Genomic DNA, 20,023 nt, shown 5'->3' on the forward strand with positions numbered 1-20,023 from the left:
ATCCCACTGCTGGAGCTCAAGGGCCCGGACACGACTACAAGCATACAAGCTGCCGGGGCGCTGCCCGAACACCGCTAGGCTGGCGACCATGAAAGGGCACTCGACTGCAGCAGCACCGGCCGGATCGTTCCTCCCCAACCTCCGCAGCGTCAGGGCGAACATCGGCGGCTGGGCGCAGCTGAGCGTCGTCCAGTACTTTGTGGCCGAAGCCGCCGTGATCCAGGCCTGGGCAGGTCCGGAGCCCTACAGCAGGGCCACTGGCTACATCAGCGACCTGGGAGCCATCTCTTGTGGCGTGTACGAGGACAGGGCCGTCTGCTCGCCCTTGCACTTGCTGATGAACGCCTCCTTCGTGGTCCAAGGACTGGGCCTGATCCTGGGTGCGCTCTTCCTGACCGCCGGGCTCCTGTGCGTAGCAGCGCGACCCGGTGTTGCTGCCCGGCGTTTCCGGTCCGTTGCAGCCGATTCCGCTCCAGCCCGCGTGCTGACTGTGCCGTGGATCCTGGCTGTCGCGATCCGGATCCTCACCGGAGTTGCCGGCGTAGGAACCGTCCTTGTTGGGTTGGTGCCTGAAGACCTCGACTCGCCATGGCATTTCGCAGGTGCCCTGATGTTCTTCATCGGCGGTGGATTCGCCCTGCTGCTGTTGGGCGTCCTGTGGTTCCGGCAGACTCCGGTCAGCTGGTTCCTTGCCCTGTGCGGCCTGGTTTGTATCGTTGCGCTCATCATTGGTGGGGTCACCGGGATGGAAGTTGCCTTGCCCGGCCTTGTGGAGCGGCTGATGGGGTACCCGGTGACTATCGGGTTGGCAGCAGCCGGGCTGGTGATCGCCCAGCGGGTGCACGCGGAACGGAAGGCAATACGGGTGGGCTGAGGGCGGGCCCTGATGCACGCAGAAGCGAACAACTGGTGCGCCGGACCTTGGCGGGGTCTATTCTGGCGCTATGACGACGGCGGCCGGTCCGCGCGGCAGTGACCGCGGGCTTCTGCCCGACCTCGCCGGGAGACGCGAGCTGGTTGGGGGATGGGCAGCGATCACGCCCATCCACTACTTCATAGTGGAAGCCGTGGCGATAGCTGCGTGGCTGGGCAACCCGGGCTATGAACGGCGGGCACACGTCATCAGCGATCTCGGTGCGGCCCACTGCGGACCTTTCAACGGGTATGAAGTCTGTTCCCCGCTCAATTGGTTGATGAATGTCTCGTTCGTGCTTCAGGGCGCAGCCATGATTCTGGGCGCCGTGTTGGTCAATACGGCCGTGTTGTCCATCGCGGCCGAGCCGGGCGCGCGGGTCATCACTCCCCGGATGGCCTCGGAGTCCCGCAGGGCAGCGGAGTCCATTCCCTGGCTCGCGGCCGGGGTTGTGCGGGCGCTGATCCTCGTGGCGGGCATAGGCCAGGCAATGGTTGGGCTTGTTCCCGAAGACACGGACCTGGCGTTGCACCTGGTCGGCGCGGGCATGTACTTCATTGCCGGGCCACTGTCCTTGGCGATCCTGGGCGTCGTGTGGAGGAGGCATACGCAGATGTCCTGGTTTGTCCTCGTGTGCGGTGCGGTGTCCCTGGGAACCACCATCTACATCCTTGCAGTGGGGCTGCGCGTGGAGGAACCGGGTGCGATCGAACGGACCATGGCCTATCCGATCATCATGGGGTTATCCATGGTGGGCCTGGTAGTGGCACGACGGGTGACGAAGCAAAGGAAAGCTGTCAGGGCTGTGGTGCGTTCTTCCGTCCCAGGAACACCGCAGCCACGCCGCACAGGAGGCTGATGAGGAACAGCACCCACGACGCAACGGTGAGCGAAGAGGCCAAAGCCACCGCACCGGCGTCGGGCGTGTCCGTTGACAGCATGGAATCGATGGCCACATTGGACCACAGGTGGGCCACCGCGAACAGCAGCGGAGCAGCCCACATGGCCCAACGCCATGACTTCCGCGCCACATTGGTGCCGATCAGCAGCAGCCAGCTGAAGCCGAAGATCAGCGGAAACAGCGTGCCGGCAGTCTTGTGGACGTAGTTGAGCTGGCCGCGCGCGGACTCATCCATGGCATCGCGGAGCTGCGAGACGTAGTCCTGTGAGAAGCCGCCGATCAGCGAGTCCGGCATCGCCAGGCCGCCGGAGAGCTGGGTCATCTGGTTCAGGGTCAGCAGGTGCAGGTACCAGAACAGGAACAGGCTGGCCACGACGCCCGCGATCACAATGAGCTTGGAGTTGCCCTGCGCCTTTTGCGGGGTGCGCTGGGTGGTGGTGTTGATCACGGGAGGCAAGGTGTGATCGGGAACCACAGCCTTTGCTCCGTGCTTCTTGATGCGCTGCGCTGGTGTCTTGGCCATGTCATCCATTATCCCGCCACATAAGCTGGAACCATGACCACCGGCAGGCACACCGCAACTGAACTCGATCCTTCACTCGACGACTACCAACTGGCAAGCGCGCTTGTCCGCGAGGCAGGCCAACTGGCGCTGCTCATGCGGATGGGCGGCCTGCAGGGCGAACGCAAGACCTCGGTGTCCGACGTCGTCACGGCGGCCGATCACGCTGCAGAGGCATACGTCCTGGAACAGTTGCGGCGCTGCCGCCCCGAGGATGGCATCCTCGGGGAAGAAGGTGCGTCGGTGGCCGGAACAAGCGGCCGGACCTGGGTGATCGACCCCGTGGACGGCACCTACAACTTCCTGCACGGCTCCACGTACTGGTGCTCGGCCATTGCCCTCAAACGGGACGATTCAGACCACGGGGGCACCGCGGTTGTTGATCCGGACGTGCTGCTTGGCGCCATCTACCAGCCCGAATTGGACAAGCTTTGGCTTGGCGGCGGGGAACACCCCGCCACGCTGAACGGAGAACCGATCTCCGGCTCCGGCGACCGCTCCGTCAGTGAAATCAGCGCAGCTACCTACATCCACCCCACGTGGCTGGCGGACCCCCGCACAGCCATGCCGTGGCACGCTGCCGCGATCACTGCCGCGTCCCTTCGTATGTTCGGGTCCGGCTCCTGCGACCTTGGCCGGGTTGCCGACGGCGAACTCGGCTGCTGGTTCCAGCACAGCTGCCCCGAATGGGACTGGCTCCCCGGTAAGGCGATTGTCCGTGCCGCAGGCGGGGACACCGCCGTCGTGAAGGTCAACGGACTTAACTGGTTCGTCGCTGGAGGCCCGACGGCGGTGCGCGAGTTGAGCGCGGCGCTCACCTCTGTTCCCCAATTTGCCTAGGTGCTGAAACCGGGTTAACCCCTTCGGGTACCCCCGCGAAGCTCCACTGTTTGCCCTTGTTATTTTGCACCGGGGGGCGTTTGCCCCCACGGTCTCAGCTGCAGGCAAGCCTTGTCCTGCAGCGTTCGCAAGGGGGAAGTACTTGAACAGCAAGAGCAAGCTGTGGCCCACCGCCGTCGGCGTCACCGCCGTCTCGGTTCTGGCCATCGGCCTCGTGGCCGTACCGGCAGCCAACGCAGCACCCACTGACGTCATTTCGGTCGGCAGTGGACAGATCATTGATGGCTCAGTCCTGGCCATCCCGAACTTCGCCGGCCTCGCAGCCAACGGCGCAGCCAAGGCCGAACAGATCGGCACGCCGCCGTCCGGCCCGGCCATCATCGAAAACACCACCCCGCTGGATCTCAGCGCGGTCTTCGGCGTAGTCAACGTCGGTGCGGGCAACATCCCGCTCCTGCAGGACAACGGCATCATCCAGGTTGGTGCGGTCAGCCAGTACGGCAAGGCCGTCAACGACGGTTCCTCCGAAGCATTCTCGGGCACTGTCTCCGGCGCCCCGGGTCTGGTAACCCTGCCCGGCGGCCTTCCGACCTCCGGCGACCCGGCCATTCCGGCAGCCCGTATCTCGGCCGGCACCGCAGACATCCTTGGTGGCACCGACCTGGTCAACCTCCAGCTCGACATCACCACCCTCGCGGCAGCAGCCAAGAAGGACCAGGGTGCAGCACCCCAGGGCGCCTACGCCCTTGCCGGTGTTTCGGCTGAGGTCGGCGGCACAGTGGTGGGAGGCGTTGCAGGCACCGTCAGCACCGCGATCAACACAGCCAACCTCGTCCTGACCCCGCTCGGCGTGACGGTTGCCAACCCGGTGGCCGGCGGCACCATCGCCATCACCGAAGCTGACCTCCTGGCCGCGGCAGGCGTTGCGGACCTGAATTCCCTGGCGCCTGGAACGGATTTGGTTTCCTTCCTGCCCCAGGCCGTCGCCACCAAGCTGACCACCCTGGTCAGCAGCACCCTGGCAACTGCCACTACTGCCGTGAATGGCCTTGGCCCGATCGCCCAGCTCACCGCCGGACCTGCCCTGGCAGTCCTGACCGCGGCACTTAACGGTGTTGTCGCAGGCGTGGCAACCACCATCGTCACCCCGCTTGGTTCAGCCCTGACTGCTTTGGTTTCGGCCAAGGTCAACGTCCAGGAAACCGCACCGTCGGGCGCCTTCACCCAGCGCGCCCTGCAGGTCGGTATTGCCGGGGGCGCCATTGCCACCGTCAACCTCGCCAACGCAACTGTTGGTCCCAACCTTGACGCAGCGGCGATCCCGCTGGTCAACGCCGACACCATGGCCATCAGCGGTGGCGTGGCCCTCCTGGCACTGCTCACCTGGCTGTTCGTTCGCTCGCGCCGCCGGTCTGCGGTAGCTGCTGCCTGATCGCCTTGAGCGCATCAAGCATCAGCGAAAGGAGAACTCCTTATGTACGGCCATAACTGGACTGCAGGCGGCACAGCAGCCGGCGGTACCGCCCTCGCTGTCACCGGAGCCCCCACCCTTGGGTGGGTCATCCTGGTGGGTGTTGCCTTGCTGATCACCGGCTTCGTGGTCCTGCGTAACAGCAGGCTCAAGGCTGCGAAGCGGGATGCGGGCCCTAACCCGTAGCACCACCGGCGGGACGGCTCCTGCAAGGGCCGTCCCGCCACCCTTAATCTTTTCGAACAGGCCTCCCCGGCCACGCCCCAAGCATGGGAAGTAAATGTCGGTACTCGAATCCGCGCAGGCGCTGGCTTTTGTGCTCCTGGTGGTTTTTCTGTCGTATATCCTCGTGATCCTGGTGCCGTTCCTGCGGCGCAAACCCGATCCCGAGGGCGATCCCGGCTCTTTCTCCTGGCATGTGTTCATTCCATGCCGTGACGAGGAGGTGGTCATTGGGAAAACGCTGGAGCTGCTCCGTGCGAAGTTTCCCGAAGCCCATGTCTGGGTAGTCGATGACGACAGCGACGATGCCACGGCGGCCATTGTTGAAGCGGCTTCGGACCGCGACAGCATGATCCACCTGGTCCGACGCCGGCGGCCACTGGCCCGCACCGGCAAGGGGGACGCCCTCAACGCCGCCTACCGGACCCTGGACGGATGGCTGCCCGCCGACGTCGACCGTTCCTCGGTGATTGTCCTGGTGGTCGACGCCGATGGTCACCTTGCGGACAACGCCTTCCGGCAGGCGGCCGGTCCCCTCGCGTTCGGCGACGCAGAGGTCGGCGCCGCGCAAACCGCCGTGTTTATGTCCAACCTGGAGGACCCCGAGCTCAAGGGTGGCCAGGGGCTCGACCGCATCAAGAAGGCCTTCGGCCGCTACCTGGTCCTGATGCAGGACATGGAATTCCGCACGACCATCGCAGCAATGCAGTCCCTCCGGCGCCACACCCTGACCGTGGGGCTGGGCGGAAACGGCCAGTTCACCCGGCTGTCCGCCCTGGACGCCATCGCCAGGACGTCGGGACAACCGTGGCACGGCGCGCTCCTTGAAGACTATGAACTCGCCATCCACATCATGCTGGGCGGTTACAAGACCGTGTATATGCACGACACCCACGTCGCCCAAGAGGCACTTCCGGACCTCCGCCGCCTCCTGACCCAAAGAACACGCTGGTGCCATGGCGGCATGCAATGCAGCACCTATTTGAAGCGGATCTTCGAGTCGCCGTACTTCAGCAATGTTGGCGCGATCGAATCCAGCTACTTCCTGATCCAGCCGTTCATCCAGATTGTTGGCCTGGTCCTGTGGCCGACGCTGTTCGTCACCATGGTGGCCCAGGGCGCACTGACCATGGGCAGCTTCGCAGCCTGGATTTCCGCGGCCTGGTTCATCATTCCGTTGATCTTCGCCACCGGCGTGCTGCCCTTCGCCCTGTGGGGACTGGTGTACCGGCGGCAGGTGACGCCGGAAAAGAACTTCATGATGGGCGTGGTGTGGGGCCTTGGCTATTGGCTCTATATGTACCAAAACTACGTGACGGTACTGCGGGCAACGTACCGCCTCATCACGGGCCGGCAGGGCTGGGCAAAAACCCGCCGTAACCACGAGTCCGACGTCAAACTCCTAGCGAAGGAAGCCTAGTGGCAATGAGCGCCGACATCAGCAACGTCTCCGTCCCCCGTGGACCGCGCGCCATACCCGTTCGGAAGGGCCGCGGCGGGGGCGTGATCGGGCTGGTCTTCATCGCTGCGGCCGTAGTGGCGATGCTCCAACAGGAAAGCATCCGGGCAGCGGAAGCCTGGCTCATGGCTACCGTCTTCGACGGAATCCTCGGCGGGGCGTCCTACAGTGTGGACGACATCATCTTCCACAACGTCGGTGGCGGCCAACCCTACGCACTCATGGTCACTGGCCTTTGCTCCAGCGCGGTCCTCCTGACACCCATCGCCGCACTCGCCGGAATCCTGTTCCTCATGGGCCGCATCCCGGTTGCGCGGCTCATGCCCGCTGCCATCACGGCCCTGGTCATCGTCTCTGTCAGCAACGCCATCCGATACTTCATGATCGCGGCGGCACAGCAGAGCTGGGGCCAGCAAGGCTTCGACCTCATGCACCACTTCTTCGGCTCCTTCGTGGTGATTCTCGGCTTCGTGGCCGCCATCATCGTCCTGGTGCGGGCCGCCGTCGTCCGTAAAGACCGTGCCGCTCCGGCTCGCAGGGGCCGGCGTGCGTCGTAGGTTGCCACTGGTCTTCGCGGCTGTTGCGCTCACGGCCGCCATGGCTTTGGCCGGCTGCGCGCCCGGAGATGCCGAATCGGCCACTGACGGCCAGGTAACCGGCGCTTCTTCGGAAAGCACAGCGGGCCAGTGCCACGTGATCACCACCCCGGAGGAATACGGTGCAAGCAGTGACTCGCGTCCCGCCGTTGCGTGTTCCGAGCCGCACACCACTCAGACATTCCTGGTTTCCAGTGTCCCCGAACCGTTGGCCGGCCAGTCCGAGCGCCCGCTCCACGAGCAATTGCAGAACCTCACCACTCGTCTTTGCCCGGCAGCCGAGCTGCGCAAGTACCTTGCCGGCAACGACCGCGACGCTACGGCGGGCATGGCCGTCACCGGTTTCTATCCGAGCCGGTCCGAGTGGGCTGCCGGGAGCCGGACTGTACGCTGCGACGTCCTGCTGACGTCGCCCGACCAGGCTCCGCGGGAAACCACCATGGACCTCAAAGACGCGCTCGCGGGGCCGGATTCGGCGCAGATCCGCCTTTGCTATGCCCAGGAAATCAAGGACGGCGTGCTCAGCTCCGAAGGCTCGGATACCACCTGTTCCGAGCCCCACACCACCGAGGACGTCAGTGCTTGGTTCGGCCAGGACGCCTCGTTGGTCGGCCTCGCCGCGCAGCAGGAACGCTGCCTGCCGTTCGTTCTTGACTTCCTGAAAGTGGACGTCCTGCCGGCGGACGTGGAAGTCCGGCCAATTGTCAGGATCGACGGCGGTGCAAGGGCTGTCCGTTGCGGAGTGGCACCGCTGCAAGCCAGCCCGGAGCCCTGGACAGGAACGCTTGCGCCCCTGGCCGGCACACTGAATGGGGGAGCGGCCAATGGTTGAGACCAAGCCTGGAGAACCGAAACCATCCACACCCGAAGCGGGAGAGTTCGCTCCGATGCCGGTGCGGTCCGGCAAGGGCCCCACGTCCGGCCCGGTTCGCAGGGCAGCGGGATTTCTCGCCAGGTTCTTCGGACCCGGAGAGCTGGCGCTTGGAGGAGTCCCCGTCCCGGCTGTCCTTGCCGGCGTGGTGTCCGCCGTCGCCATGATGGTGAGGCTCTTCGTTCCAGGGCCTGTAGGCATGGCGGACCAGGGAGACGGCCACGCGCTGGTCTGCTCCCTTGGCGTCAGCAATGTCCGGCCCTGGGACTACGCCGACTTCACGAGGTTCATTTACCCAAGCTGGTCCCCGCACCACTTCGTCGGGGAGGCGTGCGGGGCTGTTGGCTCGGGTGAAGCCGTGTACTCGTCCCAACTGGCCTTCCTGTGGTTGGGCAAGGTGTTCACCCCGTTGTTTGGTTGGGGTCCCGGCCTGGATATGCGGGCCGTGGGGATTGTCTGCTGCCTCGTCTTCGGCTCGCTGATTGCCGCGCTGGTTGCTGTGCTGCCGGGACGCACCAGTTTCCGGCTCCTGGTTGCCGCACTGGTCGCTGCAGTGATGGCTGACGGTGTCTTTGCTGATTTCTTCATTTCCCCCTACCCCGAAGCTGCAGCTTTCCTGGGGACGCTGGCATTGCTGGTGGCGTTGCTGAACTACTGGAACGGCCGTGGAAACCGCTGGTTGGCCATCCTGTGGGTGGTCGCGGCCGGTACTTTCACTGTCGCGGCAAAGCCGGAGATGGTTTCGTGGCTGCCTGTGCTCGCGATGGCGTTGTTGTGGCTGCCGTATGTGCGTTCGCAACGTTCCGGCCGCAGGGCGCCGACGGCAAACTGGTGGCGGCAGCGCATGGTTCCGTTCGCGGCGATTCTGGCAATCGTAGCTTTCGCGGTGGCATTCCTTGCCGTTCAGCCCAAGCGCACCAGTGACGTGAACCTCTACAACGCTGTCTTCGCCGAAATCCTGCCGCACAGTCCGGTTCCTGAAGATGACCTCAAGTGGCTGGGCCTGGAACCGGGTTTCCTCGCGGCCAGCGGAACCACAGTTGCGTCGCCGCGTTCAGCTGCGTTGAACCCCAGGTTCCACGAGTTCCAGGAGCAGGCCGGGCCAGCGAAGCTCGTTGGGTTCTACCTGACGCACCCTGAACGGCTGATCGGTATTGGTGAACGGGGGATCACGGCCATGCTGGCACCCGAACTTGGCTACATTGGTTCCTACATGGAGGGGCAGGGGCATGAACCTTTCGACAAGGACCGCCGCTTCCCAGTGATCCTGGGCCTTTTCACCGCCATGAAAGCCGTGCCTGTGGCCTTGGTGGCCATGCAGTTGCTGACTCTATTGCTGGGCTTTGCCGTTGCCTTCCGTAAGAAGGCAGCAGTGGGTCGCCTTGCGGTAATTGTCGTGGTGGGCGGATGGTTGCAGTTCTGGGTGGTCATGCTGGGATCGGGACAGCCCGAGATGTATCGCCAACTGATCCTTTCCGGGTTCCATGCTGCGCTGTGCGTGCCATTGCTGGTGGCGTTGATCAGCATCCTGGCGTCCCAACCGCAAAAGCCTGTGCTTCAGCAACCGGAACCCGCGGTGCCTGACCAAGCGACGCCGGAGGTACGCCCTGAGAAGCTACGTGACCCAGCCGTCAGCGTTTAGCTGCTTGCGCAGGCTGATCACGTTGCCGAGCTTGATTCCGGCAGCGGCATAGCGCTGCCTGATCCTGTGCAGGTGGGCCTTGACGGTTTGTTCACTGATGCCCATGGCGTCCGCAACGCCGCGCACGGACAAAGCTTCGCTTCCGAGGTAGAGCTCCGCCAGCCGCTGTTCGCGCAGGGATAACTTGACCCGAACGGGGGCGGTATCGACCATGATGGCGGCCGCGTCGGGGTGCACGTACGGCTGCCCGTCAGCCGCAGCCCGGATGGCCGTCTCGGTGTGTGTTGGACCAGCGGACTTGGGCACGTATCCCAGGGCGCCGGCTGCGCGGGCTGCCCCTGCCTCCCACCCGTCCATGGCGGTGGCCAGGACCACCACCCGGAGGCCGGAGTCGATAAGCCAGTGGACCGCAGGAATCAGTTCAGCTTGGTGGTCCAAGGTCCCCAGGACGGCAACTGAAATGGAGTCCCCACCAAAATCGGGCTTGTCCAGGCGGGGTGGAATGGCGTTCAGCCCGGAGGCAACCACCAAGTCCGGAGCGTTGCAACGCAACCATGCATCCAAGGTGTCGATCATCAGCTGGTGATGATCGACAACCACCATACGGGTCACCATGGTTTCTGCGCCTTGGTACGGACCATGATGCTGGCACCTCCTGGATCTGTGTGGACTCGGGGGGAACCCAACAACTCGAGCTCGCTCCACAATGCCGGAGTGCATCGATTGGGGTTCAGCTGGGTCACCCGCCATGTAATGAGCAACGTGGAGTCCATATCCGGTTCCACAAAGATGTGGATCCTTCGGGGCCGGTCAATCAACCGGTTGTCGGGCTCTCCTGCCGCTGTGGCCAGGAGCATGGTTGCCGCCAACACAGCTGACCGCGAAGCCTGCGGCATCCGGTCCACCAGGTCCGATTGCGCCACGACCATGACGGTGGATTCCAGGTCGGCCAACGCCAAGGACTCAGTGAGCCACGTGGTGGATTGCGAAAGCACCAACTGGTTGCGTAGCTGCTTTGCCAACTCCTGGGCCTGTTCCGAGAAGTGGGGGTCGAGGGGGAGTTCACGCCCCTCGGCAACCTTGGCGAACAACGACTGGATCTGTTGGTGCGTTTCGGCCAGGCCCTCGACCCTCCCGGAATCGCGCGACACGGATTGTTCGGTCAGTGTGTTCAGGGCCTCCAGGGTCCTCCGCTCCATGGCGCCGTGCAGGTGGCTGTGGAGGATAAAGACAGACAGCCCGCCCAGGAGGCCGGGGAGGAGGGTGATGAAGAAGATGAGCAGCCCTTCCCCGGAGCCGAACCGCGGGGTGGTGGCGTAATAGGCGCCGCTCAGGACCGAGTTGGCGGCTACAAGGACCAGGAAGCCCAGCAGGTCCCAGCGCATGGCGACAAGGAAGACCAACGCAGTCCCAAGGAGAACGTTCAACGCCAGGGACAGGTAACCCGATGTGAGCGTGACGAATTGGGCGGTCATGGTTCCGGAAGCAATGGACGACGCCAGCCAGATGAGGCGCACGTAGGGCAAATGGCGGCGAGGTGTCTTCGGGGCCGAAGCCATGCTGGCCACGGCAAGCCCCAAAAGGTCGAACGCCAATGCGCCAAGCTTCAAACGGTCAAGGCTGCTTCCATCGAGGGAGGCGGCGTTCAGGATGCAGGAAATGATCCAAATGGTCACGCTGGTGATCACTACGACGGTCCGGGAAACGAACAGCGGGCCGTCCTTGGAAGCTGTGTTCAGGTGCGCCAGGCTCATGGCGCGTCCGCTTCGAGGACAATGGTGGTCCCACGGCCGGGGGCTGACATGACCTGGGCCCGGCCACCGACCCCGCCCATGCGGTTCACCACGGAATTCTTCACCCCGAAGCGTTCCGCGGGGATGGCATCGGGGTCGAACCCTACCCCGGAGTCGCTGATCAACACCGACACCAGTGAACCGGAGCGCGATACCAGCACGTCAACACGGTCGGTTCCGGCATGGCGGGCGGCATTGACCATGCATTCCTCGGCGGCATCGGCAATCGCCAACTGAAGCGGCACCGGCAATGTTCCCCCTTCGCCGAAGACGTCCACGGCGAATCCATCACGGCTGTGGTGGCGGGCGCGGTCCGTCAGCAGCAGGGCAAGTTCGTTGCAGGGTTCGACGCCGGCCACCGCACCTTGGGCGCCGACAGGACCGTCCAGGTGCCTCATCGCATCCCGTAGGTGGGCTTCGGCGGCCGAGGTCCGCGGATCCAGCCCACCGGCGTCGGGTGTTCCAGTGGTGAGCATTTCCCGCAACTCGTCCGGGGCCGCTCCTGCACCGCCCCTGGCCAAGAGCGTCAGTGAGCGCAGGACGGTGTCATGCAGGACCCTGGCCTCGGCTGCGGTGGCGTCGATTTTGGCGCAGGCTACAGCCTGGGCAGCGGCCGATTCCGCCCTGACGGCTTGATCGCGCCAATAGGCCGCAAGGGCTTTGGGTGCTGAATGGCCCACCACGAACATGACGTACCAGGCCCCCGTGACCATCAGCATGGTGGTAGGCCCCAGGTTATGAACCATGGACGACATGAGGGTGTGTCCCAAGACCAGAACTGCCAGAATTCCCGTAAAGACCGCGGATTTCCATGAATCACGCAGGGACAGGACCAGGGGTGAACTTGCCGCGAGGACCAGGCTGTGCGCCAGGAGTAATGAGTCTGAATCCTGGCGGTAGGTGACACCGGCAAGGAGTTCGGAAAGGGTGATCATTGCCAGGACGATCACCAGCCTGAGCGGCCAGGCGTCGGTCCACCACATCGCGGTAAGGCAAGCAAAAACCAGGACCATCAGCACGGCGGCAACCACACGGTGCCATCCCGGCCCGCCCATGATTGGCGCCAAGTACAGCCACGAAGCCGCGATAAAGACGAAGCTGACCACGGCACCGCTGCGGACCAGCACGTCCGAACCATACTGCACCGGCCGCTCTGTTGCCGGCCGGTTAATCCATGCCCCCATGAATGTCTCCCCCGAAACCCGTGTCACCTAAAATGGTGACGACATTTCCAAATCATATGGGGGGGAGGGGCGCGTTGTTGCGATACCCGGTGTCCCGACCCGCCATTGAAGTCGACATCGTGGAAGACCACGCCGTCCTTCTCGAAGGGTTGGCTCAATGGCTCCAGGCCAATGCCCCCGGGATTCGGGTGGTGGGCCGGTACGGCTCGTGGGCCGAAGCGGCCGCGAACCTGCGGGGGTTGTCCGACGTCGTGGTCCTGGACGTACTGCTCGGCGACCAAGTGCCGCTTCGCGCCAAAATCCAGGCAATCGTCTCCACCGGACCACAGGTGGTGGTCTGCAGTTCAGTGGTGGACCCCGCCGTGATGCGCCAGGCCATCGCTGCAGGCGCACTGGCCTACATCCCCAAGACGGCGCCCGCCGGCGTGGTGGAAACCGCGCTCCGCCAGGCGGCACAGGGAATCTCATATATTACGGAGGAAGTCGCAGCTGCCCTGCAAGCCGAGCAGGCCGGGCCTCAACTATCGGCGCGGGAGCATCAAGTGGTTTCCGTGTATCTGGGCGGCGTTGCCGGCACCCTTGCAGAGACCGCGCATGTCCTCGGAATTTCCATCGATGGGGTGAAGAAGCACCTGGCGGCGGTGCGGCGAAAATTCCAGGACGGTTCCGAACCGTTGACCCGGCTGGCACTCAGGGAGCGATTGGTCTCGGACGGCTGGCTGCTGGAGGACCCAAAACAGTGACCTCCATGGCCTTCGATCCGGCCGCCGTGGAGTGCCCGCCTTATAGTGTCGGAGCCACCGCCTAGACTGGTAGGCACCATGGATATGTTGTTTGACCCCTACGCAGACGGACCCTTCAAAGCAGGCACCAAAGCCGCAGTCAAGGCTGCCCCGGAGCTTTCCCACTCAGGCGGCGGTGCGGCCGGCGCCCGCCTCCAGCCGGGAAACAGCGGGTCATCGGACGCTCCTCAAGGACCAGCTTCAGGTGGATGGGGCAACCAAAGCGGCTCCGGTCTGCCAACTGCTGAGGCACTCCTCCAAGGTCTGAACCCGCAGCAGGAAGAGGCAGTCAAACACGCCGGCAGCCCTTTGTTGATCGTGGCAGGTGCCGGGTCAGGCAAGACCCGCGTCCTCAGTAACAGGATCGCCTACCTCATCGCCACCAAGCGTGCCCACCACGGGGAAATCCTGGCCATCACCTTCACCAACAAGGCGGCGGCGGAAATGCGGGAACGCATCGAAGCCCTGGTGGGCGGCCGCGCCAAGAGCATGTGGATCTCCACGTTCCACTCCTCCTGTGTCCGCATCCTGCGCAGGGAAGCCACCACTGTCGGGCTGAACTCGAATTTCTCCATCTACGACTCCGCGGACTCACTGCGCCTGATCACCCTTGTGGCCAAGAACCTGGACCTTGATCCAAAGAAGTTCGCACCCAAGGCCATCCAGCACAAGATCTCTGCCCTCAAGAACGAACTCGTCGACGCCGACTCCTATGCGTCCTCCGCGAATTACAACGACCCCTTCGAAACCGCCGTGGCCGAGGTCTTCAAGGGCTACACGCAGCGCCTTCGCCAAGCCAATGCCATGGATTTCGATGACCTCATCGCCGAGACCGTCTACATGTTCCGGGCTTTCCCGGCGCTCGCAGAGTCCTATCGACGCCGTTTCCGCCATGTCCTGGTGGACGAATACCAGGACACCAACCACGCCCAGTACGCCTTGGTCAGGGAAATCGTGGGCCTGGGGACCGATACCAGCGTCCAACCCAGCGAACTCACCGTGGTGGGCGACTCGGACCAGTCCATTTATGCCTTCCGGGGTGCGGACATCCGCAACATCGTCGAATTCGAGGCCGACTACCCCAATGCCCGCACCATCAAGCTCGAACAGAACTACCGCTCCACGCAGAACATTCTCAGCGCCGCCAACTCGGTGATCTCACGCAACCCGAACCGCCAGGAAAAGCGCCTGTGGACCGCTGAAGGTGATGGCGAAAAGATCGTTGGCTACGTCGGTGAGAACGAGCACGACGAAGCGCAGTTCATCGCCAAGGAAATAGACCGGCTGCAGGACGAGGAAAGCCTGCGTCCGGGCGACGTCGCCATCTTCTACCGCACCAATGCCCAGTCGCGCTCCATCGAAGACGTGCTGGTCCGGGTCGGCTTGCCCTACAAAGTTGTTGGTGGAACCCGCTTCTATGAGCGCAAGGAGATCAAGGACGCCCTCGCCTACCTGCGCGTCCTGGTGAACCCTGACGACGACGTCAACCTGCGCCGTATCCTCAACGAACCAAAGCGCGGGATCGGTGATCGGGCCGAAGGCGCCGTTGCTGCCCTGGCTGAACGTGAGCGGTCCTCCTTCATGGCCGCCGCCCGCCGTGCGGATCAAGCGCCCGGAATGGCCAGCCGCTCCGTCAACCTGGTCCTGGGCTTCGTGAAGCTGATGGATGACCTCTCCGAGGTAGCGTCCGGTTCCGGTGCCGCTGCGGCCCTGGAGGCCGTCCTGGAGCAAACCGGCTACCTTGCCGGGCTGCGCGCCAGCACGGATCCGCAGGACGAGTCCCGTGTGGAAAACCTCGCCGAACTGGTGGCCGTAGTCCGCGAGTACGAACGCGACAACCCGGAAGGTTCCCTGGGGGAGTTCCTGGAGCAGGTTTCCCTGGTGGCGGACGCCGACCAGATTCCGGATGCACCCGGCGCTGACATCGACGCCGCGGTTGCAGAGGCCAAGCGCATGGGTGTGGTCACGCTCATGACCCTGCACACCGCCAAGGGCCTGGAGTTCCCGGTGGTCTTCCTGACCGGCATGGAGCACGGGATCTTCCCGCACCAGCGCTCGGCCACCGATCCCAAGGAACTCGCGGAAGAACGCAGGCTCGCCTACGTTGGCCTCACCCGCGCCCGCAAGCGGCTCTACGTCACGCGATCCGAAGTCCGCAGCATGTGGGGCCAGAGCCAGTACAACCCCGCCAGCCAGTTCCTCGAAGAAATCCCTTCCGAACTGGTGGAGTGGAAGCGCGAAGGCATGAGCCGCCAAGCAGGCGGTTGGGGCAGCGCCCCCATCGGTTCCAACCGCTATGGCGGTTCGTTCTGGGGAGCGGGCACCTCGCGCGGTGCTGCCGCCAGCCCCACTGCGGGGTTCGACGCCGACGTTCCTGCCGCCGTCGCACGCAACAGGGTGCAGCCCCAGAAGGAAGTCATTTCCGTGGTGGTGGGGGACAAGGTCAACCACACGAGCTTCGGTAACGGCGTGGTCCTGGGCGTTGAAGGCGCGGGGGACAAGACAGTGGCCAAGGTGAAGTTCGACGTCGGGGAGAAGCGCCTGCTGTTGCGTTACGCGCCGCTGACCAAGCTTGATGCATGACCTTCGCCGGCAGCTGGCCTCCGTACCTGTTGTCCTGACCCCCTTCCCGGCCTAGACTGGCCGGGCGTTGCACTGGGGCCGACGTCTGTTTGCTGCCCCATCGCCGCAACCCGTGTTGGCAGTTTCAGCATTGCTGTGTGGGTCCGCGACTCTGATCAGCTGAAGCAGCGCATTTTCTGGACAACGGTGACGGTCCTGGCCGCCCGGCCACCCGCGGAGAACCCGCCGCCTGCTTCGGCAGTTCCAGCACCTCCGGCGGCGGTGACTCCGGCAGGAGCAGTGGTCCCGGCGTCGGGCACTGAACTTACCTGCGCTGAACTTGCGGCGACCGGCCTGGAGTCCGAAAGGCTGCACACCACTCTGTGGGCTGCCGCGGGCCTGCTGGCCGCGGGCGCCGCGCTGATGGTCTTCAACAGCCTCCGGCGCCGCCGAGGCAGTCCGGCGTGAGGTTACCGGCATAATTGGTGGCATGCGACGGACTGTTCTGGGGATTCTTGCTGCCGTGCTCTTGGTGTTGGCCACGGGCTGCTCCTTCGCCACCGAGGATCCGGACTATGTTCCTCCGGCTCCTTTGGCGCCGCTGGAGCAACTGGAACAGGTTCCCGTCACGGAGCAGAGCAGCCTGTCTGCCGGTGAAGATGTCACCGCTTTCGTCACGGCGGACCGGAACATTGTGTGCGCCATGACATCCTCACGGGGTGGCCACCTCAACCTGCCCTACGAGGCCAATTCATACTCGGACGCCGCCAACAACAAGTTTGCGGTCATCCCGGTGGCGCACTGCGAACTGGCCAAGTATGCCAAACCGGAGCTGGCTGACATTGCCGACGACTGCGCCGGAACGGGCCTCGGCTACCTCGGCGGGACAGTGCTGCTGTCCCCGGACGCGGCTGTCTATGGCTCGTGTCGTTCCGGCGTAACACAAATGGAGTCGGAGTTTGGGCCCAAAGGCAGCCGAAACGGTCCGATCTCCAAGTTGCGGGAGTTGGCGGATGGGCAGAACATCGAGCGCAACGGCCTGCGGTGTTCGGCGTACAACGGCGGTGTTGCCTGCGGAAACGTCTCCGGTGGCGTCGCTTTCTTCGTGACGTCCGAGGGCTACCAGTTGATTTCCGACGGCGGCAAAACGGTCAGCGGGACGCTGAAACAAGCGTCCTGATCGCCGGCGGACAGACGACGGGCAGCCGTTGAAAGGTCCAAAAACCGCGTCATTCTGCGGTTTTTCTACAGCCGATAGAAGTGTAAGGTTACTCACTTAACAGGTAGTGTGTAGCTGGCGGGACTCCTCAAAGGGCTAAAGTTCCGAGAGGACCTTACGCAATGTGACCGGCTTCAATCCTGGTTGTTTACCGCGTACTTTCCGCAGCTGGCTATCGCGGTCATCGCGGTTCCCGGCTGAACAGAAAACTACTTCGACGTAGAAGGACACTAAACCGTGGACCTGTTTGAATATCAGGCGCGCGATATGTTCGAAGCGCACGGTGTACCCGTGCTCGCCGGCATCGTGGCGCACACTCCTGAAGAAGCAAAGGCAGCTGCCGAGAAGATCGGCGGCGTAACTGTCGTCAAGGCACAGGTTAAGGTTGGTGGCCGCGGCAAGGCTGGCGGCGTCAAGGTTGCCAAGACCGCCGAAGAGGCGCTTGAGCACTCCACCAACATCCTGGGCATGGACATCAAGGGCCACACCGTCAACAAGGTGATGATCGCCCAGGGCGCGGACATCGCCGAAGAGTTCTACTTCTCGGTCCTCCTGGACCGCGCCAACCGCAACTACCTGGCCATGTGCTCGGTTGAGGGCGGCATGGAGATCGAACAGCTTGCTGTCGAGCGTCCCGAGGCCCTGGCCAAGATCGCCATCGACCCCGCTGTGGGAATCGACCAGGCAAAGGCTGACGAGATCGTCGCAGCTGCAGGTTTCGCTGAAGAACTGCGCGGCAAAGTGGCCGACGTCATTCTGAAGCTCTGGGATGTCTTCAAGAAGGAAGACGCCACCCTTGTTGAGGTCAACCCGCTGGTTCGCACCGGCGCAGGCGAGATCGTTGCCCTCGATGGCAAGGTTTCCCTGGACGAGAACGCTGACTTCCGCCACGTGCACCACGCCACGCTGGAAGACAAGGATGCAGCTGACCCGCTGGAGGCCAAGGCCAAGGCGCAGGACCTCAACTACGTCAAGCTGGACGGCGAAGTAGGCATCATCGGCAACGGCGCCGGTCTTGTGATGTCCACCCTCGACGTCGTCGCTTACGCCGGTGAGAACCACGGCAACGTCAAGCCCGCCAACTTCCTGGACATCGGCGGTGGAGCTTCCGCCGAGGTCATGGCCAACGGCCTGGACGTTATCCTGGGCGACTCCCAGGTCAAGAGCGTCTTCGTGAACGTTTTCGGTGGCATCACCGCGTGTGACGCCGTGGCAAAGGGCATCGTGGGTGCACTTGCTGAGCTTGGTTCCTCCGCGAACAAGCCGCTGGTCGTTCGCCTCGACGGCAACAACGTTGAGGAAGGCCGCCGCATCCTGACCGAGGCCAACCACCCGCTGGTTACCCTGGCCGCCACCATGGACGAGGGCGCCGACAAGGCCGCCGAGCTCGCCAACGCAGCTAAGTAAAGGGACGCGACAATGTCTATCTACCTCAACAAAGACTCCAAGGTCATCGTTCAGGGCATCACCGGCGGCGAGGGCACCAAGCACACCGCCCTGATGCTCAAGGCCGGCACCAACATTGTTGGTGGCGTCAACGCCCGCAAGGCCGGCACCACGGTCCTGCACGGCGACAAGGAAATCAACGTCTTCGGCACCGTCAAGGAAGCCATCGCTGAAACCGGCGCAGACGTCTCCATCGTCTTCGTCCCGCCGGCATTCACCAAGGACGCCGTTGTTGAAGCCATCGAAGCCGGCATCGGCCTCGTAGTCGTCATCACCGAAGGCGTTCCGGTCCAGGACTCCGCCGAATTCTGGGCACTCGCCCAGTCCAAGGTGGACGCTGACGGCAAGCAGGTCACCCGCATCATCGGGCCGAACTGCCCCGGCATCATCACCCCGGGCGAAGCGCTGGTTGGCATCACCCCGGCGAACATCACGGGCAAGGGCCCCATCGGCCTGGTGTCCAAGTCCGGTACCTTGACCTACCAGATGATGTACGAACTCCGCGACCTCGGCTTCTCCACCGCGATCGGCATCGGTGGCGACCCCGTCATCGGCACCACGCACATCGACGCCCTGGCTGCGTTCGAAGCTGACCCCGAGACCAAGGCGATCGTCATGATCGGCGAAATCGGTGGCGACGCTGAAGAGCGCGCAGCCGACTTCATCAAGGCCAACGTCACCAAGCCGGTTGTCGGCTATGTTGCCGGCTTCACCGCTCCCGAGGGCAAGACCATGGGCCACGCAGGCGCCATCGTTTCCGGCTCCGCGGGCACGGCCCAGGCCAAGAAGGAAGCCCTCGAAGCCGCTGGCGTGAAGGTCGGCAAGACGCCGTCCGAGACCGCCAAGCTGCTGCGCGAAGTTTTCGCAACGCTCTAGGTTTTCGGCCGCAAGGCACAAGAAGTACGACGACGGCCCGGCGCCTTCCCCACGGAAGGTACCGGGCCGTCGTCGTACTTTAAGCGGACGTAGCTGACGCGTACGTCCATGAAAAGTCCAAGGCCCACCCGGGAGATCCGGAGGGGCCTTTTGTTGCACTCCTGTAGCAATAGTTTGTTAGTATGTAAGGACAAACTACAGAGGGGGCTGAGCATGCCACTTGTTCGAATCGACGTCAACCAGGGCCGTTCGCCGGAAGAGCTGGCGGGGCTGAGCCGCGCAATCCACGATGCAATCCTCGCCGAGTATGGGATTCCCGAGCGGGACTACTTCCATATCCTCACGGAGCATCCGCAGGGCCAGATTGTGGCGCAGGATGCAGGGCTGGGTTTTGAGCGCACGTCCGGCGTTGTGATGATCCAGATCTTTACCCAAGGCGGCCGCAGCCAAATGGCCAAGAGCTCGCTTTTCGAAGCGATCGCGAGCGGCCTGGCCGAGCTTGGCATCGTCGGAGAGGACGTCTTTGTGGGCTATGTGGAGAACTCGCCCGGGGACTGGTCTTTCGGCTTCGGGCGGAGCCAGTATGTCACGGGAGAATTGGCCGTTCCGCGCAAGTAACCCTCCGGGTGTCATGTTGTAAATATGTCAGTACAAACCTTTGACAGGACATGAAATCTGAGGCAA

The 20,023-nt window shown here is 63.8% G+C and carries 20 protein-coding genes; 15 read left to right on the forward strand and 5 right to left on the reverse strand.

The features are described from left to right. The first annotated feature begins 88 nt into the window (after positions 1–88). Together J3D46_RS09840 and J3D46_RS09845 are read left to right on the forward strand one after the other, a co-directional pair. Positions 89–874, forward strand: coding sequence for a DUF998 domain-containing protein (locus J3D46_RS09840; RefSeq protein WP_253466684.1), 786 nt, complete (start codon positions 89–91; stop codon positions 872–874). A 70-nt stretch (positions 875–944) separates the two neighbouring features. Next, positions 945–1,772, forward strand: coding sequence for a DUF998 domain-containing protein (locus J3D46_RS09845; protein WP_253466687.1), 828 nt, complete (start codon positions 945–947; stop codon positions 1,770–1,772). Here the strand turns inward: J3D46_RS09845 and J3D46_RS09850 are convergent. Then, positions 1,711–2,337, reverse strand: a complete 627-nt coding sequence (locus tag J3D46_RS09850; RefSeq protein WP_253466690.1) for a hypothetical protein — start codon at positions 2,335–2,337, stop codon at positions 1,711–1,713. The two genes, J3D46_RS09845 and J3D46_RS09850, sit on opposite strands and share 62 nt — an antisense overlap. Positions 2,338–2,370: 33 nt before the next feature. Here J3D46_RS09850 and J3D46_RS09855 point away from each other — a divergent pair, with 33 nt between their 5' ends. From J3D46_RS09855 to J3D46_RS09885, 7 genes are all read left to right on the forward strand, one after another. After that, entirely contained in the window at positions 2,371–3,216 is an 846-nt protein-coding gene (locus tag J3D46_RS09855; protein WP_231339584.1) for an inositol monophosphatase family protein, read from the forward strand. A gap of 142 nt (positions 3,217–3,358) precedes the next feature. Then, the gene (locus J3D46_RS09860) at positions 3,359–4,648 is read left to right on the forward strand and encodes a choice-of-anchor G family protein (RefSeq protein ID WP_253466692.1); all 1,290 of its coding nucleotides are present in this window, start codon (positions 3,359–3,361) and stop codon (positions 4,646–4,648) included. Between the two features lie 42 nt (positions 4,649–4,690). Continuing rightward, positions 4,691–4,873: a hypothetical protein gene (locus J3D46_RS09865; RefSeq protein ID WP_231339582.1), complete on the forward strand. Its 183-nt coding sequence runs from the start codon at positions 4,691–4,693 to the stop codon at positions 4,871–4,873. 94 nt (positions 4,874–4,967) lie between these two features. Beyond that, entirely contained in the window at positions 4,968–6,329 is a 1,362-nt protein-coding gene (locus tag J3D46_RS09870) for a glycosyltransferase family 2 protein (protein ID WP_231339581.1), read from the forward strand. A gap of 5 nt (positions 6,330–6,334) precedes the next feature. Next, positions 6,335–6,925 carry an exosortase S gene (xrtS, locus tag J3D46_RS09875; protein WP_253466695.1) on the forward strand — a complete coding sequence of 197 codons (591 nt, stop codon included), beginning with the start codon at positions 6,335–6,337 and terminating at the stop codon, positions 6,923–6,925. Further along, complete coding sequence (locus J3D46_RS09880; protein ID WP_253466698.1) at positions 6,915–7,796, forward strand: septum formation family protein; 882 nt, start codon at positions 6,915–6,917, stop codon at positions 7,794–7,796. The genes xrtS and J3D46_RS09880 overlap by 11 nt, the downstream gene beginning before the upstream one ends. After that, positions 7,789–9,477: a hypothetical protein gene (locus tag J3D46_RS09885; protein ID WP_253466701.1), complete on the forward strand. Its 1,689-nt coding sequence runs from the start codon at positions 7,789–7,791 to the stop codon at positions 9,475–9,477. Before J3D46_RS09880 ends, J3D46_RS09885 begins: the two co-directional genes overlap by 8 nt. Here J3D46_RS09885 and J3D46_RS09890 read toward each other — a convergent pair. The 3 genes from J3D46_RS09890 to J3D46_RS09900 are packed head-to-tail and all read right to left on the reverse strand — an operon-like array spanning position 9,451 to position 12,454. After that, positions 9,451–10,092, reverse strand: a complete 642-nt coding sequence (locus tag J3D46_RS09890; RefSeq protein WP_231339577.1) for a hypothetical protein — start codon at positions 10,090–10,092, stop codon at positions 9,451–9,453. The two genes, J3D46_RS09885 and J3D46_RS09890, sit on opposite strands and share 27 nt — an antisense overlap. Next, a complete protein-coding gene (locus J3D46_RS09895) occupies positions 10,086–11,231 on the reverse strand; it encodes a hypothetical protein (RefSeq protein WP_231339576.1) in 1,146 nt (381 codons plus the stop codon). The genes J3D46_RS09890 and J3D46_RS09895 overlap by 7 nt, the downstream gene beginning before the upstream one ends. Then, a complete protein-coding gene (locus J3D46_RS09900; protein WP_231339575.1) occupies positions 11,228–12,454 on the reverse strand; it encodes a sensor histidine kinase in 1,227 nt (408 codons plus the stop codon). Before J3D46_RS09900 ends, J3D46_RS09895 begins: the two co-directional genes overlap by 4 nt. Before the next feature lie 89 nt (positions 12,455–12,543). Between J3D46_RS09900 and J3D46_RS09905 the strand changes: the two genes are divergently transcribed. Then, complete coding sequence (locus J3D46_RS09905; RefSeq protein ID WP_253466704.1) at positions 12,544–13,197, forward strand: response regulator transcription factor; 654 nt, start codon at positions 12,544–12,546, stop codon at positions 13,195–13,197. 78 nt (positions 13,198–13,275) lie between these two features. Further along, positions 13,276–15,819, forward strand: a complete 2,544-nt coding sequence (pcrA, locus tag J3D46_RS09910; RefSeq protein ID WP_253466707.1) for a DNA helicase PcrA — start codon at positions 13,276–13,278, stop codon at positions 15,817–15,819. A 155-nt stretch (positions 15,820–15,974) separates the two neighbouring features. On the opposite strand, the gene J3D46_RS09915 is transcribed toward pcrA, so the two are convergent. Further along, positions 15,975–16,232 (reverse strand): hypothetical protein, encoded by a 258-nt coding sequence (locus J3D46_RS09915; RefSeq protein WP_253466710.1) that lies wholly within the window; start codon positions 16,230–16,232, stop codon positions 15,975–15,977. 56 nt (positions 16,233–16,288) lie between these two features. On the opposite strand from J3D46_RS09915, the gene J3D46_RS09920 reads away from it, so the two are divergent. The 4 genes from J3D46_RS09920 to J3D46_RS09935 all read left to right on the forward strand — a co-directional run bounded on the left by J3D46_RS09920 (position 16,289) and on the right by J3D46_RS09935 (position 19,957). Next, complete coding sequence (locus J3D46_RS09920; protein WP_253466713.1) at positions 16,289–16,978, forward strand: hypothetical protein; 690 nt, start codon at positions 16,289–16,291, stop codon at positions 16,976–16,978. Between the two features lie 276 nt (positions 16,979–17,254). Further along, positions 17,255–18,424 carry an ADP-forming succinate--CoA ligase subunit beta gene (sucC, locus tag J3D46_RS09925; RefSeq protein WP_089593935.1) on the forward strand — a complete coding sequence of 390 codons (1,170 nt, stop codon included), beginning with the start codon at positions 17,255–17,257 and terminating at the stop codon, positions 18,422–18,424. A gap of 12 nt (positions 18,425–18,436) precedes the next feature. Then, positions 18,437–19,339 carry a succinate--CoA ligase subunit alpha gene (gene sucD, locus J3D46_RS09930; RefSeq protein ID WP_253466716.1) on the forward strand — a complete coding sequence of 301 codons (903 nt, stop codon included), beginning with the start codon at positions 18,437–18,439 and terminating at the stop codon, positions 19,337–19,339. Positions 19,340–19,552: 213 nt separating this feature from the next. Then, on the forward strand, positions 19,553–19,957 hold the full coding sequence (locus tag J3D46_RS09935; protein ID WP_231339569.1) for a tautomerase family protein: 405 nt from the start codon (positions 19,553–19,555) through the stop codon (positions 19,955–19,957). The last annotated feature ends 66 nt before the right edge of the window (positions 19,958–20,023 follow it).

The sequence above is a fragment of the Paenarthrobacter sp. A20 genome (assembly GCF_024168825.1).
Taxonomy (GTDB): Bacteria; Actinomycetota; Actinomycetes; order Actinomycetales; family Micrococcaceae; genus Arthrobacter.